Consider the following 16,022-nt stretch of genomic DNA (forward strand, 5'->3'; position numbering starts at 1 on the left):
GCTGGACCTGTACATCCCGCCGGATGCGCTGGAAGTCTTTCTGGAGGCCTTTGAGGGCCCGCTCGACCTGCTGCTGTACCTGATCCGCAAACAAAACATCAACATCCTCGACATCCCGGTGGCGGAAATCACCCGCCAGTACATGGGTTACGTCGAGTTGATGCAGTCGGTGCGCCTGGAACTCGCCGCCGAGTATCTGGTGATGGCCGCGATGCTCGCCGAGATCAAGTCGCGCATGCTCCTGCCGCGCGCCGAAACCGTTGAAGACGAAGAAGACGACCCGCGCGCCGAACTGATCCGCCGTTTGCAGGAATACGAGCGTTTCAAGGCTGCCGCCGAAGGTATCGACAATCTCAGTCGCGTCGGTCGCGACGTGGTTGTGCCCAAGCTCGATGCCCCGGAAGCCCGCGCGCGCAAGCTGTTGCCGGATGTGGCGCTGGAAGAAATTTTGATGTGCATGGCCGAAGTGCTGCGCCGTGGCGATATGTTTGAAAGCCACCAGGTCAGTCGTGAAGCACTGTCCACCCGCGAACGCATGAGCGATGTGCTGGAACGGCTCAAGGGCGGCGGTTTTGTGCCGTTTGTCGAGCTGTTCACCGCCGAAGAAGGGCGACTGGGTGTGGTGGTGACCTTTATGGCAATCCTTGAGCTGGTCAAGGAATCCTTGGTCGAGCTGGTGCAGAATGAGCCGTTCGCCGCGATCCACGTGCGAGCCCGAGCCGAATAACGAGTCGAAACATGAACCTGACTGAACCCCGCGAGCTGGCACCCCTGCTTGAAGCCTTTCTGTTGGCCTCGGGAAAGCCGCAATCCCTTGAGCGTCTTTTTGAACTGTTCGAAGAGGGCGAACGGCCTGAGCCTGCAGTCTTCAAGAAAGCCCTGACTCTGCTCGGCAAGTCCTGCGAGGGCCGCGCGTTCGAGCTCAAGGAAGTCTCGTCGGGCTACCGCTTGCAGATTCGCGAGAAGTTTTCGCCGTGGGTCGGCCGACTTTGGGAAGAACGCCCGCAACGCTATTCCCGCGCTTTGCTCGAAACCATCGCGCTGATCGCCTATCGCCAGCCGATTACCCGTGGCGAGATTGAAGACGTGCGTGGCGTGGCAGTGAACAGCAACATTGTCAAAACCTTGCTGGAACGGGAGTGGATCCGCGTCGTCGGCTACCGCGACGTGCCGGGCAAGCCAGCGATGTTTGCCACCACCAAGATGTTCCTTGATCACTTCAACCTGAAAAATCTCGAAGACCTGCCGCCGCTGGCTGAACTGCGCGAAATGGAAACCGACCCGGTCCTCGATTTCGACGACGCGCCGGTGCCGCAGGGCTTGCAGGAGCTGGCCGACGCCAGCGCCGAGCCGGAGGAGGAGAAGGAAGAGACCAGTTTCCATACGTTGCTGCTGGAACTGGACAGCATGGAGGAGGGGATCAAGACCGACTTCGACGATTTGCTGCGGGATGTGGCGGAGGGTGAGGCGCCGACGGTTGAAGCAGAGATTGAGGTTCAAGAGGTCGAGAGTGAGCCTGAGATCGCCGAACCGGTGATTGAAGTTGAACTCGAAGCGGAGCCTGAAGCCGAACCGGAAGAAGACATTTTAGGCGTCGCCGAAGCCCGGGAAAAACTCCTGGCCGCTGTCGCTGCCCTCGAACAACCGGCGCCAGAACCCGAAGCGGAGCTGAGCGAAGAAGAAGCCGAAGCCCGCGCCCTGGCCGAAGCCATCGAAGCCGAACGCCGCGAGTTCGAAGACTGACCGAAATCCGGAGAACAATGACGGCCCCTGTGGGAGCGAGCTTGCTCGCGAAAGCGGAGTGTCATTCAAAGATGATGTATCTGATATACCGCCTTCGCGAGCAAGCTCGCTCCCACAGGGTTTAGCGTGAACCAGGAATATCAAATGAGTTCCACTAAAGACCCGTGCATCAGCGTCTGCAAATTCACCGACGACATCTGCCTCGGCTGCGGCCGCAGCAAACGCGAAATCAAGGCCTGGAAGAAACTCGACAAGGACGACAAACGCACTGTACTGGCTGAAGCCGCGCTGCGCCTGATCAAACTCGGTGGCGCCGGTCGGCGGAAAAAGAAATAACTGTCGATCGATCAGCTAGTCTCTGATGCGCGACGGCGCACATCCGCGTATGATTCGCGACCCTTCGCCGATCCCTTCGGCTTAGTACCCAGATTTCAATGCTTCAGGCGCCGCCTGAACAGACCACACCGGGAGGTGCCCAGATGAGCGACATCATTCAGAAAGACGACCAGGAAATCGGCCCAGCAGGCGAAAAACTGCAGAAAGTCCTCGCCCGTATCGGCGTCGGCTCGCGCCGTGACGTGGAATCCTGGATCAGCCAGGGCCGGATCAAGGTCAATGGCAAAGACGCCACCCTCGGTCTGCGCGTCGACATGCACGACGCCATCACCATTGATGGCAAGGTGATCAAGCGCGAAGAGGCTGCCGAATCGGTACGCCGCGTGATCATGTACAACAAACCCGATGGCGAGATCTGCACCCGTGACGACCCGGAAGGCCGTCCGACCGTGTTCGACAAGCTGCCGCGTCCGAAAGAAGGGCGCTGGATCAACATCGGTCGTCTCGACATCAACACCACCGGTCTGCTGATGTTCACCACTGACGGTGAGCTGGCCAACCGCCTGATGCACCCGTCCTACGAGATGGACCGTGAGTACGCCGTGCGTGTACGCGGTGAAGTCGACGACGAGATGATCGAACGTCTGAAGGCTGGCGTGGTGCTGGAAGACGGCCCGGCGAAGTTCACCGACATCAAGCAGGCTCCGGGTGGCGAAGGCTTCAACCACTGGTACCACTGCGTGGTGATGGAAGGCCGTAACCGTGAGGTTCGTCGTCTGTGGGAATCGCAAGGACTGGTGGTCAGCCGACTGAAGCGCGTGCGTTTCGGTCCGGTGTTCCTCAACTCCGACCTGCCGATGGGCCGCTGGCGCGAAATGAGCCAGTACGAAGTCGACATTCTCAGTGCTGAAGTCGGCCTGACGCCGGTGGCGATGCCGCAACTGAACGCCAAGAGCAAAGACAAGCTTGAGCGTATGCAGCGCAAATCGTCGCGTCCGATGGGCAAGACCGAGCGCGTGCGTACGCTGCGTCCAGCCGCTGGCGCGCCGACCGGCCCACGCCCAAGCCGTGAGCCGCAGATCGAAGGCGAGCGTCCAGGTCGCAAGCCAGTTGCCGCCCGTGACGGCGAGCGTGCTCCGCGTCCGGCCAACGGTCGCACCGAGCGCGGCGAACGTGGTGCACCTGCCGGTCGTGGCACGCCTGTGGCGGATCGTCCAGCGGACACCACCAACAAGCGTCCGGCCAAGCCTGCGCCGAAGCGTCCGGGGATCAAGCTGGTTGACGGTGACAAGCCGTCGGGCAAGCGCCGTGGCGCACCGGCCGGTTCCGGTCAGCGTCCGGGTTTCGGTCGCAAGAAACCGGAATAAGGCAGCTGTGAGCTTCTAGCGGCAAGCTTCAAGCTAAAGCAGAAACGCCAACCTCAGGGTTGGCGTTTTTTTTCGTCTGGCGCACACCGATCGTTCCAACGCTCTGCGTGGGAATGCCTCAACGGACGCTCCGCGTTCGGCTCTTAAGGGACGCGGAGCGTCCCGGGCTGCATTCCCACGCGGAGCGTGGGAACGATCAGGTGCCGGCCCTAAAACACAAAGCGTCCGTCAAATACCGGCTTGTCATCCAGCGCCAACACCCCGCCAGAAAAGATCAGGTCCAGGTGATGACTACCCTTGGCGCCACCGCCCAATCCAAGGTGCAAGCCACAATGCCGCTCCTCAAACCCGGCATTGCGCGCATACAAATCCTTCACGCCTTCATTGGTGCCAATCCCTAATTCTTCAATCCGCCGATTCGACGGATTCGCATCCAGGTACTTGTTGAAATCATGCTCCAGCCCCGGCACCTCGGTGGCGATGCGGCTGATGGTCGAGTTCTCGATCCACAGTTCCAGCGGCGATTCCAGCACACCGTATTTGCGCGCAAACGGAATGGTGCTGAGGAACGTGCCCTTGAACTTCACATGGCCGTTGATGGCCTCGCTGTGCGTGGCGATTTCACCGGGGGCGAGGTCGAAGTTGCCGACACCGTTGATGTCGGTCCACTTCTTGACGCTGCTCAGCGGCGTTTCAAACCATGAGCCGTCGTCGTCCTTGAAACTCAGCGTGGTCGCCTGGGACATGCGCTGGATCAAATGGCTGTTCAGTCCGGCAATCCGCTGCGGGGTGACGCTGAAGGTGTCGTAGAAATAATCGCCGTAATCCTTGAACAGCAGCGACTTCTTCCAGTTTTCCGCCATGACCGCTTGCAGCGCACGGACGAATTCCGGGCCGTCGGGGCGTGGGTTGGGTAGGGTGGAAGAGTCGTAGAAGAAAATGTACAGATCGCTGTCGGTAATCGCCGAAGTCAGCGTTGCGGTGCTTTCCAGGTCCAGACGGCGGGCGCTGAACGTGAAGCGTGGATGATCGCCAGCCTGTTCGGCAATGGCGCCGGTCAGCGCTTCATAATCAGCCGTGTGGCCGAGCAATACCTTCGCCGAATCGAGGCCGGCAAGGGCAGGGTGGTGTTCGAGGTAGTAAAGGAAATGCGAGATCGCGCGGGGCTTATCCATGAGTCCTCCCTGACTGACCGTGAAGAAAGTGGCAGGCACGACCGGCCGGATCGTGCCTGCCCGGGATGTCTTACAGAGGCCACATCGCCGTGCCGAACGGAACTACCGCGTCGGCTTGCATCATTTCTACAGCTGCCTCGTGGGTCGGTGCTTCAAACCATTCGTCCAGTTGCAGTTCGGTATCCAAGTCTTTTTCCAGTGCTTGCATGGTCGATCTCCTAGATGACTTTCACGGTTGTGACTGGCCGGTCGAGGTGGCCGGCAAGACGTGAAGAACCTAGTTCACGGATTTTTGTAATGCAAAAAATTATTCATTTAATTTTTAAATAGATTTTTTATTCTGTTTTTCAACGGCGGTTTTCTTATTTGAAAACAAAAAACTAAGTCGCGTTTTTCATTAGCAGACTAGCTACCGTCAATTTGCAAACGTCCGACAGAATTTTCTGACATGGAAACTCTGCGTTACGCATCGTAAAGAAATGTTTACGAAAAACCCGGTAAAAACGAGTGAAACCAAGCCGCCATGACCGCTGTAAGGAAAAGCTGCCGAAGCACGCTCAGCCGCGGGCTGCGCAAGGCTCTGGTGCGCTTGTTTCAGCGCCGTTTGCAGGTTGAGATGCGCCCCATGCCTGTCGTGCAGGTGCATAACAAGAAGGAGGCGCAATGAACGCCGTGACTGATCTCCACCTCTCTCCGTGGGACGGTTTTTTCCTCGTCCACGCCGATGGCCTGCAAAGGCCTGACTCAACTTTTGCAGCCGCCCGAGTGTTTCGTGGCGGACACACGCAATCCCGGCAACCGACACGCTGATCCAGCGGGGTCTGGCAGCAGGGGGTTAGCGGTGTACAATGCGCCGCGTTTTAACTGTGACCCTCTGCGTAATCGCGCAAATCTCAAGGCTATCCGCCTTGTTCACTCCGTGGCGCCACAAGCGTCTCGGGTTCGATTTCGTCACAGATAAAAACAAACAGGTGACGCATGACCGTTGTAAATAAGCTGAACTCCTGGTGCCTGCGCTGGGGTTTGATCGGGGCTGCCTGAAATCGCAACCTTGCAGCAACGTCTACTGAACACCATCAAACCTTGCGTGAGACCTTTTTCATGAGTGGACAACCCTCGCAATCAGGCGAGCTGAAACGCGGCCTGAAAAATCGCCATATTCAACTGATCGCCCTCGGTGGCGCGATCGGTACCGGATTGTTCCTCGGCTCGGCCGGGGTACTGAAATCCGCCGGCCCGTCGATGATCCTCGGCTACGCCATCTGCGGCTTCATCGCCTTCATGATCATGCGTCAGCTCGGCGAGATGATCGTTGAAGAGCCGGTGGCCGGTTCCTTCAGCCATTTTGCGCACAAATACTGGGGCGGCTTTGCCGGTTTCCTGTCGGGCTGGAACTGCTGGATTCTGTACATTCTGGTGGGCATGTCGGAGTTGACCGCGGTCGGCAAATACATCCACTACTGGGCGCCGGACATTCCGACCTGGGTCTCTGCGGCAGCCTTCTTCGTGCTGATCAACGCGATCAACCTGGCCAACGTCAAAGTCTTCGGTGAAGCCGAGTTCTGGTTCGCGATCATCAAGGTCGTGGCGATCGTCGGCATGATTGCGCTCGGCAGCTATTTGCTGGTCAGCGGCAACGGCGGCCCGCAAGCCTCGGTGAGCAACCTGTGGTCGCACGGTGGGTTCTTCCCGAATGGCGTCAGCGGTCTGGTGATGGCCATGGCGATCATCATGTTCTCCTTCGGTGGTCTGGAAATGCTCGGTTTCACCGCGGCTGAAGCCGACAAGCCGAAAACCGTGATCCCGAAAGCGATCAACCAGGTGATCTACCGGATTCTGATTTTCTACATCGGCGCACTGGTGATCCTGCTGTCGCTGACGCCATGGGACAGCCTGCTGGCAACCCTCAACGCGTCCGGAGATTCGTACAGCGGCAGCCCGTTCGTGCAAGTGTTCTCGATGCTCGGCAGCAACACCGCCGCGCACATCCTCAACTTTGTGGTCCTGACCGCCGCGTTGTCGGTGTACAACAGCGGCACCTACTGCAACAGCCGCATGCTGCTGGGCATGGCCGAGCAGGGCGATGCGCCGAAAGGTCTGGCGAAGATCGACAAGCGTGGCGTGCCGGTGCGTTCGATTCTGGCTTCGGCGGCAGTGACGCTGGTTGCTGTGCTGCTCAACTACCTGATCCCACAACACGCGCTGGAACTGCTGATGTCGCTGGTGGTTGCGACGCTGGTGATCAACTGGGCGATGATCAGTTTCTCGCACTTCAAGTTCCGTCAGCACATGAACAAGACCAAACAGACGCCGCTGTTCAAGGCGCTGTGGTATCCGTACGGCAACTACATCTGCCTGGCGTTCGTCGCGTTCATCCTTGGCGTGATGCTGCTGATCCCGGGCATTCAGATCTCGGTGTATGCGATTCCGGTGTGGGTCGTGTTCATGTGGGTCTGCTACGTGATCAAGAACAAGCGCGGTGCGCAGCAGGCCGTGCACGCGGCAGGTGCTGCCAAGTAAACGCTGACCCAGAAATACAAAACCCGGCCTGAGCGCCGGGTTTTTTTATGGGGGCAAATGTTGGTGCGCTATTGATAGTCGGCGAGAGGATAGTCCCTGCACAGGGTTTCGACCTCTGAGCGAAACTGCGCAAGGAGCAAGGGCTCCAGGGTGTAATCCTGTTCGCCGAGCGGCGCTACCGTATTCAGAATCCGCACGATCAAATCGACGATCTGGCGGCTGCCGTGGACATCGACCCGGCGTTGCGCCAGAGCAGCGGTGCCGATACGCAGCCCGCTGGTGACAAGTGCCGAACGGGGATCGTCGGGTACGCGATGTTTGTTGACGATGATCCCGCAGTGTCCCAGCGCCGCCTCGGCGATAGCGCCCGTAATGCCGCCACGCAAGCGAACCAGCACCGTATGGTTCTCACTGCAGCCGCCGACCACCTCATAATCCTTGGCCTGAAACGCTTTGGCCATTTCATCCGCCGTACTGCGGATCTGCGCCATGCAGGCATCGAATGCTGCGGACATTGCGTAACCCAGCGCGGCAGCCTTCGCGGCGATCATGTTGGCGGCCGGCGCGCCCTGCATTCGCGGGTAAACGGCTTGATCCAGCAGGCGACTGAATGTGGTCCGCAAACCGGGAATCTTGGTGTTCGCATCAGCACCGCTGAGAATCACCCCGCCGCGAGGCCCGGCGAGTTGCTTGTGCGTGCACGTGACGGTGACGTGTGCCGCGTCGATCGGACTTGGATGGCGCCCGGTGGCGACCAGCCCGGCGATATGCGAAATGTCGGCAAGCAGGATAGCGCCGGCTTCATCGGCAATTTCACGAAACCGCTGGAAGTCCACGACGCGTGAATAGGCGGTGGCGCCGCAGAGGATCACGCGTGGGCGATGGGCGAGTGCCAGCAGGCGTACCTTGTCGTAATCGATCAGGCCGTCTGATGTCGTTCCGTACTGGATCGCCTTGTAGTAGGCGCCCGAAAACGCGGCCAGGCTGCCATGCGTCAGATGACCGCCGTGTTCCACCGCCATGCCCAGCAAGGTATCTCCGGGTTCAAGCAGGGACGTGAGCACCTGGTAAACGGCGTTCGACGCTGAGTGTGGCTGCACGTTGGCGTATTGAGCAGCGAACAGTTGCCGCGCCCGGCGGATGGCGAGCGATTCGACCAGCTCGACATTCTCGCACCCAGCGCTGTGACGCTTGCCGGACATGCCTTCAGCGGTCACGTTGACCAGCACGGAAGCGGAGGCCGCCAAGGTTCGCGGCTGGACTGCGCAGGAGGAGGAGACCAGTGAAAGCGTGTGCTGTTGACGCGTGACTTCAGTGTCAAGAATCGCCGCCAGTTCGGCGTCTTCTGCGCGGAGATCTTCCAGACCGCGTCGCAGCAAGTCAGCCTGGTTCTTGAGCGGTTCAGTAATGACTGCCATTGCTTGATTCCTTCCCTGGTTTTGCGTGATTTGCGCATGTCCTTGCTTGCCAGATCTGTACAGGCGAATCCGTGTTTTGACCGCTGTGCGCGCAAAACTAAACCCTGTACAGGCCTCCCGGTTTTTCGTCCTTTCACTCTCGAGAATGGGACACCGAGTTGACGCATCATAAATTTTTTAGTGAGGAACGCCACAGAATTAATCAAAAAAATGAACATTATTCAAAGAAAATGATTCTTTTTATAGTCGCGTCGGGTGTAAAACAGCCATGGCTCGGGGCCGATTTTCAGGCCTTGGGTGGAAGTCGACAGGAACTGACGAGCAGTACAGAGGCTGAAATGACCCCGCACGTTGGCGGAAGCAGCCTGTGAAAGCTGACTTTTTATACCGAACCCAAGGAGGGAGAATGCTATGATCCTGCGCGGCACTGACAGGGATATAACTGCAATTTCCTACCTCACTTGTGTATGTCCGGAATGATCATTCGGGGCGTGACATTGATTGCAGTTAAAAATGGATGATAAGCATGTGATGCACAGAAGAGAAAGATCGGAGAATCTGAAGAACAACATCAAATACCTGATAAAGAGTCGCGGGGAGACGCAGCTGTCCTTGTGCAACTCCAGTGGTTTGACCCGAACGACCATCTACAACATTCTTGAAGGTAAAGTGGTCAATGTCCAGCAGTCCACTGTGCGCAAGATTTCTGATTTCTTCGGGGTGTCTTACGAGGAAATAGAGACGATTGATTTTGAAGAAAAGGAAATCATCGAAAGCAGTATCTCTCCGCAGGGGAACATGAATCCGGCGGCGGTGCCTGTCATCAAGGAAAGTATGCTGCTGCAAAGTCTGGATAAAAGAATTGGCGAGCTGGCCACTATTTATCCACTGACTTACTATTTTGGCGCGTCCTTTAATCTGATTGGCGTGCTGCTGGAAAACGAAATCAGCGGCATGAATGAACCCGGCGATCTGTTGATCGTGCAGAAAGGAGCATCGACCAGCGACAGGGAAAAGCTGGTGTATGACAAAATCACAGCGAAGTTATCTATAAGCCATGAAGGCAGCTTTGATACGGATCGTGTATGCGTGATCGGAGATGTAATCGAGGAACGATTTAATGGATTGCAGTGTTGACGTTGAAAACAGCAAGTACAAGTTGCTGGGGTTCGAAAATGGAAAAAGCCTGGCCGTCATCATGGTCATTGCGACAGGCAAAATAATTAAAATAAAGCTAAGTGAAGTGTTGAATAGTGAGATTATGGATAATCTGAATAAAATCGAAGTGAAAAACCTCTACAAGAAGTTTTACTCCCAGGGCGGCGCACTCACCGCTTACGAAATAAATGACCGCCATGAGAGTTCCTGGATGATCTACATCATCCTGAACCTGATGCTGTTCACGCTTTACATTTTCACCAGTATTGCTGCGACAAAACCGATCTATCTGGAGTATTTCGATATTGTCGTGACACCGGGTACTTTCCTCTATCCGCTGACGTTTCTGATCGTCGACTTGCTCAACGAAACGTTCGGCCTGAGGCTCGCGCGAAAAGCGATCCTGTTCGCGTTTATCAGCAATGCCGCGATTATCATTCTGTTGGCTATCACTACCCATCTTCCGGGTCTGCCGGGCTGGAAACTCGATGGCGCTTATAACGATGTTATCAGTCAGTTGTCCGCAGTCCTTGTAGCGTCTTCTGTATCGTTCCTGGTTTCAGAGAATATAAACTCGTACCTGTTGTGCAAGATTAAAGAACTCACAAATTCCAGGTTTCTGTTTTTGCGAGTATTTTTAAGCACATTGTTTGCCGTGATCATCGACAGTTTTCTGTTCTGCTACATCGCTTTCTACGGGACGATGGAAAATAGCGCGATATTGGGCATGATCTACGTTCAGATTGCAATCAAGGTAGGCTTTGCCTTCTTTAATATCTTGCCGGCCTACGGGGCACGGTCTTTGTTCAAGAAATACCTGACGGGTGCGCAGACGCAGTAAGAGAAGAGAGCGCTCACTGTTGGCGGCATGCTGGAGTGAGCGCTTCTTGTCGCGGTTTTACTTTAAGTTGAGTTTCTCTTTCAAGCTTTGAGTGACCTGCACTTTATTATTCAGGAACTCATTCAAGCCTTTTGCACGAAGATTGCAGGCATCGCAATCGGAGCAACCAACGCCTTTGATGCCGTTGTAGCAAGTCAAAGTTTCTTCGCGAACCAGTTCCAGTTGATTGTGGTAATCAGCCAAGGCCCAGGTCTCTGCCTTGTTCAGCCACATCAATGGCGTATCCAGTTTCAGCTTGTAATCCATGCCTAATTCAAGAGCTTTATTCAAGGCCTTGACGAATTCATCCCGGCAATCGGGATAGCCCGAGAAATCGGTTTCACAAACGCCGGTAATGACCGTTTTGGCCTGGACTTGATAGGCATAGATAGAAGCCAGGGTCAGAAACAGAATGTTCCGCCCTGGAACGAAGGTGCTTGGCAGGCTCTCGCCAGAGCTATTCACGGTCGGCACCGGAATGTTATCGCGGGTCAGGCTGCTGATGGCCAGCTCATTGAGCAAGGACACATCCAGCGTTTTATGCACGGTCACACCGAGCTTTTTCGACAGCTGCTGCGCCACTTCAATTTCTGCGTGATGACGCTGACCATAGTCGAACGTGATGCAGTGGACTTCATCGTAGTGGGTCAGGGCGTGGATCAAGCACGTGGTGGAGTCCTGCCCGCCGCTGAATACGATAACTGCTTTGTTGGTCATGGTTATGCTTCCTGCATTGAGGTCTTGAGGGCAAAGGGGGAGATGATACTCGAAATAGGGATGGAGTTCGGTGCAGAGTCCAGATGCGCGCGTGAGTCCGTGAGCGGCTATCTTGAGGTGGAGTGAGGCCAGTCCCCGAGGACTTCCTCTCCTTGCAGGTGCTCAAAGGTGCAAACGCTAGATCGCAGTTAGCGCGTCCGTGGCGGATGCTCACGCGGGACGAAGTTGCGCAATGGTTCGATGTAGCTGACAGGCCGCCCGGCGGCCAGGAACATTGGGAAGCGCTTAGGCCTAGGCAGCTTTGATGGAATATAAATATGAAACGCTTCACCAAAATTTTAGGTTGGGAGCAATGTGATCTTATCCCTCTGCTAAAACTGGGGAAGATCAATTTTGTTTCTACTGAGAATTAATGACATTTTCTCTATGAACTTCGCCGGTAGATCAGTTGGTGCGCCATACAAATCAACTATCCCGACCTCGACTGCGCTATCCACAATCTGACATAAATCGTCAATATCTTGTGGTGGTATCGATTGAGTAAGGTCTGATGGCATATCATCGCCCCTCCCATTAAGTGGCAACAAGGCGCCATTTTTCTCCCATTCACCTAGGTTATGGGTTTCAGGGTAATTATTCAGATGTTCTATCAAATCATTGATGGCGCAGTGCTGAAAAGACTTGGCTGTGCAATAAGTCTGCAAAAGTTTTGACGCATAAAGTTGTAAGTCGCTCGGGGAGAACATGGAAAGTTCGCTTGAAATCTCTTGCATCAATATTTCCCTCCGCAGTCTTTGAAAAAACTCAAGACCGTTCCCATTGTAAGAAAAAATCTAGTTTCGCGACTACTCGCGCGCTTTCAGAAACCAACTATTGGTAAATGGCTTCTTAAGGCTCGGAGCTTAAAGAGTTTGACTCCTTAATTTTACTGCTCGATATTTTTGGGACGGCAAAAATCCTAACAATTTCATCTTTGGATGCGGAGTCATAAAATCTACTTTCATGAAGGTCAAAAACAGTCTCAAAACCTAACATATTAAAGATCTTTTTTACTTCTTTCATTTCTCGTGACACTGCTTTTCTTTTTTTTACACGTATCTTATCCACAAACCCGTTTGAAGCCGGCCCTGGATAAACAAAAATATTTGGAATAATGACATCGCCCACATCCAGCCCATCAAAATCGGTGAAAGTAATGGCGTAGAAATCTGGCTTGTCTGTTGGTCCCATTATTTTTATAGAATTCATTAAAAATATAGCGGTGCTCACTAGGAGTTCCGAAACTTTATCGTTATTCATTTCCTCTTTTAAAAAATCCAATCGGCTGTATCTGGATACGATCGGTATCTCTTCGAAACTTTCGTAGCTTTCAAAGAATACGTTCATATTGTTGTACGGTTCTTTACTTATGATTTTGTTATAAAATTCAACCAGCTTCATTTAAGGAATACTCCATCCATGATCGTTTAGCCATTCTTTTGTTTTCTTGGAAAAAGTCACGTCCCCTTTTCCTTTATCATGTATTGACCCATCAAGATTGTATCCGGACCCGCACTTGCAGTGTGCATGCCATTGGCTGCTAGGTACACTCTGTTCAGGCTCGTCAATTCGAGTAATCTCCGCAGGTGCTTGGCCTCTTCTAACCTTTGATTGAGCCTGTTTGGGTGTGCCTCCAGATTGAGAGCCTTTTTTAGCCAATCCTAATGGATCGACCCAGTTCGAAGGATTCGGAGCGTACTCGAAGAGGTTCAACCCTCCTGCGTAGCCAATCGGGTCTTGGCTGATAAAACGACCTACGCTTGGATCGTAATAACGATACCGGTTGTAATGCAGCCCCGTCTCATGATCGTGATACTGCCCCTGGAACCGTATCGGGTTCATCACGCCATGCTGCCGCGCCCACTCCGAGCGCTGCTCCGTCACCTGTCCCCACGCCTTGTATTGCGCGGTCCAGGCCAGGTTGCCTTGGGAATCCGTCAATTCCTGCGGCGTGCCGAGGTGATCACACTGATACCAGGCCAGCGCATCAAACGGTAATGCCGTTGCCTTGTGATTCCACACTGGATCTTCATCAAGGCTGTATTCACCGCTGTAATCCGGCAGCCCAATCAGATCAATTGGCGCATGCCGCACAGCCTGTGCAACAGGGACAAAAGTGCCCGGTTCGAAGACGTAGTGCACCGTGCGGCCGGGCTCGCCATCGCTTTGTGCCGGGCTGCTTTCCCAAGCGAGGTTGTCGCCATCCCAGCCGTACAAGGTGAAGCCGCAGCCGAGTTCGCGCTGTTTGCGCGCGTGCTCGTTTCTGTTCCAGAGAGAGCCTGCTTCTGGACGCTGTTTGTAGTGCGCGCGGGAGTTTTTGTGCAGGCGGCGTCCCAGTGCGTCGTAGGCGAATTCGACGGACAGGCGCGGGTCTTCGAAATGCACCAGTCGATCAAACAAATCCCACTGTAGGTCGCTGCGTTGGCCGTTGTGCCAGCGCTGGATCTGGTTGCCGCGTTCGTCGTAGTCGTAGTGGGTGCCGGCGTATTCGCGCAGCAGGTTGTCGACCAGTTTGCTGCGCGGTGGGGTCAGGTCCAGTGGGCGGCGAATTTCTGTCGCCTTGTCGTCGAGCAGGTTGCCGGCCGGGTCGAAGGCGAAGGTTTCCACGCCTTGACGTGTGGTGGCGCTGAGCAGTCGGCCGACCGGATCGTAGCGATAGGCGAGCGGGCCGCGGCGGCTGTCGTGGATGTCGGTCAGTTGGCCGGCGGCGTCATAGCTGTACTCGCGTTTGAGCAGCGTAGATTTGTCGTCGCTGCGTCCCAGCAGTTGTTCTTGCAAACGGCCGGCCGGGTCCCAGCTTTGGGTTTGCAGCAGGTGGTTGCCTTGATGGCGGGCGACTTCGCGGTGCAGGTCGTCACGCTCGTAGCCGATTAGTTCGTGTTCATCGAGGCGCAGGCCGAGCAGGTGACCGCTGCCGTACGTCAGCCAGCTGACGCGGTGGCCGTCGGGGCGAACGCTGGCGACTCTTTGGTTGAGCACGTCGTACTCGTGCTGCCAGATCGCGACGGTGGGCTTTTCCAGGCCGAGGTAATGCTGGTGCTCACGCAGCAGATTGCCGGCCGGGTCGTGGAACCATTGCAGGCGACTGTCGGCGTTGTCGGCCAGCACCAGGTTGCCGTTGCCATCGTAAGCGAAAGTCTCGCTTTGCGATTGGTCGCCCAAGGTGGCGCGACGTTCGGTCAAACGGCCCATCGGGTCGAAGCTCAGCGAGATGACGCGCTCGCCATTGACCGATTGGGCGAGGCGTCCGGTGAGCGGGTCGTACTGATAGCGCGTGCTGCGCCCATCAAAGCCGCGCTCTTCGAGCAGGCGTCCGACCGGATCGTAGTGGAAGTGCGCACGTTGTTCGTTTTCGTTTTCCAGCGCCGTTAACCGTCCGAGACGGTCCCAGCGATAGCGCAGGGTTTGTTCGGCGGCATCGATGCGTTCGGCGATCAGACCGGCGGCGCTGTAGCTCCAGGTGGTGCAGCGATCGAGTCCATCAACGTGCGCCAACAGCCGACCTTCGGCATCACGCTCGAAACGCTCTTCGGTCTTGTCCGGGTGCTTGATCAGCACCGGTTGGCCGGCCTTGTATTGGTATTCGGTGGCGTTGCCGGCAGCGTCGGTGAAGCAGATCATCTGCCCGAATTCGTTGTACTCCCAGGCGCTGGTTTTGCCCGAGCAATCGACGTACTCGACCAGTTGCCCGGCGTCGTTGTAGTCGAGGGTTTTTTCGTTGCCGTTGGCGTCCTTGATCGCGGTGGGCTGGCCGGATTTGTTGTAGGCGTATTCGGTTTTGTTGCCGAGCGGATCCAGCGCTTCGACCAGGTTGCCTTGGTCGTCATAGGCGCGCTGCCATTGCCCGCCCTCGGCATCGCTGATCTTGATCAGCAGGTCCTGATCGTCGTAGGCGTAGTGCATCACCGTGTGATCGGCGCGGATGTGTTCGAGCAGGTTGCTGCGCTCATCGTAGCTGTAGCGATCGGTGCTGCCGTCGGGATTGACGCGGCGCACGATATTCTTGGCCTCGTCGCGGAAGAACCACTCTGAGCGCTCATCCGCGTAGCGAATTCGGTAGGTATAGCCAAGGATGTCGTAGTAGTGCCAGGTCTCGTTGCCGAGGGCGTCAGTGACGTAGGTCAGACGGATGTTTTCATCCCACTCCAGGCGCGTGTCGAAACTGCCGTCGTCGGCCCATTCGCGGATGGCTTTGGCCTTGGCGCTTGAACCGTCCCACTGCAGATTCATGCCGCGCCCGGTGCGGTCGGTGTAGCGGGTGATCAGGTGATGCTCGAACTGATACGACCAGACGGCGCCGTTCTCGTCCTGCGCCTGAATCAGGTCGCCATAGGCGTCGTACTGATAGGCGCAGAGCTGGCGCAGCGGTTCGCCGTCAACGATCTGCCAGAGGCCGATAAACCGGCCGTGCTCGTCGATCATCGTGCCGAGGTGCAAATGGACTTTGGTGAAGTCGTTTTCCTGATAAGTGATCAGGTCGGAGAGCAGCGAGTGTTCGCCATGACGATGCTCGTAATGCAGCATCATCCCGGCGCCGTTGCGCAGCGAGATATTGCTCAGCACAAAGCGCTGGCCACGGCGGACGTAGGTTTCTTTGCGTTCGAAACCACGGCACAGCAAAAGCTGATCTTCGCTGTTGCGGACCAGGGTGATGTTTTCGATGGCGTCG

At 55.9% G+C, this 16,022-nt stretch carries 14 protein-coding genes; 7 read left to right on the forward strand and 7 right to left on the reverse strand.

Features of this window, described 5'->3' with window-relative positions; translation table 11 throughout:
- Window positions 1-28: 28 nt before the first annotated feature.
- The 4 genes from FGA82_RS11660 (at window position 29) to rluB (ending at window position 3,446) form a co-directional block, all read left to right on the forward strand.
- Window positions 29-727, forward strand: a complete 699-nt coding sequence (locus FGA82_RS11660; RefSeq protein WP_171057271.1) for a segregation and condensation protein A — start codon at window positions 29-31, stop codon at window positions 725-727.
- Window positions 728-738: 11 nt separating this feature from the next.
- Window positions 739-1,743: an SMC-Scp complex subunit ScpB gene (gene scpB, locus FGA82_RS11665; RefSeq protein WP_141127196.1), complete on the forward strand. Its 1,005-nt coding sequence runs from the start codon at window positions 739-741 to the stop codon at window positions 1,741-1,743.
- 144 nt (window positions 1,744-1,887) lie between these two features.
- Entirely contained in the window at window positions 1,888-2,079 is a 192-nt protein-coding gene (locus FGA82_RS11670) for a DUF1289 domain-containing protein (protein ID WP_105709112.1), read from the forward strand.
- Window positions 2,080-2,222: 143 nt separating this feature from the next.
- The gene (gene rluB / locus FGA82_RS11675) at window positions 2,223-3,446 is read left to right on the forward strand and encodes a 23S rRNA pseudouridine(2605) synthase RluB (protein WP_141127197.1); all 1,224 of its coding nucleotides are present in this window, start codon (window positions 2,223-2,225) and stop codon (window positions 3,444-3,446) included.
- Between the two features lie 209 nt (window positions 3,447-3,655).
- Here rluB and FGA82_RS11680 read toward each other — a convergent pair whose 3' ends face one another.
- Both FGA82_RS11680 and FGA82_RS32090 read right to left on the reverse strand, forming a co-directional pair.
- Window positions 3,656-4,621, reverse strand: coding sequence for a leucyl aminopeptidase (locus FGA82_RS11680; protein WP_141127198.1), 966 nt, complete (start codon window positions 4,619-4,621; stop codon window positions 3,656-3,658).
- Between the two features lie 70 nt (window positions 4,622-4,691).
- Complete coding sequence (locus FGA82_RS32090) at window positions 4,692-4,829, reverse strand: hypothetical protein (protein ID WP_003222780.1); 138 nt, start codon at window positions 4,827-4,829, stop codon at window positions 4,692-4,694.
- An 893-nt stretch (window positions 4,830-5,722) separates the two neighbouring features.
- Between FGA82_RS32090 and FGA82_RS11685 the strand changes: the two genes are divergently transcribed.
- Window positions 5,723-7,141 (forward strand): amino acid permease, encoded by a 1,419-nt coding sequence (locus tag FGA82_RS11685; RefSeq protein ID WP_141127199.1) that lies wholly within the window; start codon window positions 5,723-5,725, stop codon window positions 7,139-7,141.
- A gap of 68 nt (window positions 7,142-7,209) precedes the next feature.
- Here the strand turns inward: FGA82_RS11685 and glyA are convergent, their stop codons facing one another.
- A complete protein-coding gene (gene glyA, locus FGA82_RS11690) occupies window positions 7,210-8,559 on the reverse strand; it encodes a serine hydroxymethyltransferase (RefSeq protein WP_141127200.1) in 1,350 nt (449 codons plus the stop codon).
- Window positions 8,560-9,090: 531 nt separating this feature from the next.
- Between glyA and FGA82_RS11695 the strand changes: the two genes are divergently transcribed.
- Together FGA82_RS11695 and FGA82_RS11700 are read left to right on the forward strand one after the other, a co-directional pair.
- On the forward strand, window positions 9,091-9,696 hold the full coding sequence (locus FGA82_RS11695) for a helix-turn-helix transcriptional regulator (protein ID WP_141127205.1): 606 nt from the start codon (window positions 9,091-9,093) through the stop codon (window positions 9,694-9,696).
- Entirely contained in the window at window positions 9,680-10,558 is an 879-nt protein-coding gene (locus tag FGA82_RS11700; protein ID WP_123535988.1) for a queuosine precursor transporter, read from the forward strand. Before FGA82_RS11695 ends, FGA82_RS11700 begins: the two co-directional genes overlap by 17 nt.
- A gap of 57 nt (window positions 10,559-10,615) precedes the next feature.
- On the opposite strand, the gene queC is transcribed toward FGA82_RS11700, so the two are convergent.
- The 4 genes from queC to FGA82_RS11720 all read right to left on the reverse strand — a co-directional run.
- Entirely contained in the window at window positions 10,616-11,314 is a 699-nt protein-coding gene (queC, locus tag FGA82_RS11705) for a 7-cyano-7-deazaguanine synthase QueC (protein WP_141127201.1), read from the reverse strand.
- A 371-nt stretch (window positions 11,315-11,685) separates the two neighbouring features.
- Window positions 11,686-12,087: a hypothetical protein gene (locus FGA82_RS11710; protein WP_141127202.1), complete on the reverse strand. Its 402-nt coding sequence runs from the start codon at window positions 12,085-12,087 to the stop codon at window positions 11,686-11,688.
- Window positions 12,088-12,202: 115 nt separating this feature from the next.
- Entirely contained in the window at window positions 12,203-12,754 is a 552-nt protein-coding gene (locus tag FGA82_RS11715; protein ID WP_141127203.1) for an Imm15 family immunity protein, read from the reverse strand.
- On the reverse strand, window positions 12,755-16,022 hold a 3,268-nt coding region (locus FGA82_RS11720), incomplete at its 5' end, for an RHS repeat domain-containing protein (RefSeq protein ID WP_249384238.1).

The sequence above is a fragment of the Pseudomonas fluorescens genome (genome assembly GCF_005938625.1).
GTDB lineage: Bacteria > Pseudomonadota > Gammaproteobacteria > Pseudomonadales > Pseudomonadaceae > Aquipseudomonas > Aquipseudomonas fluorescens_BD.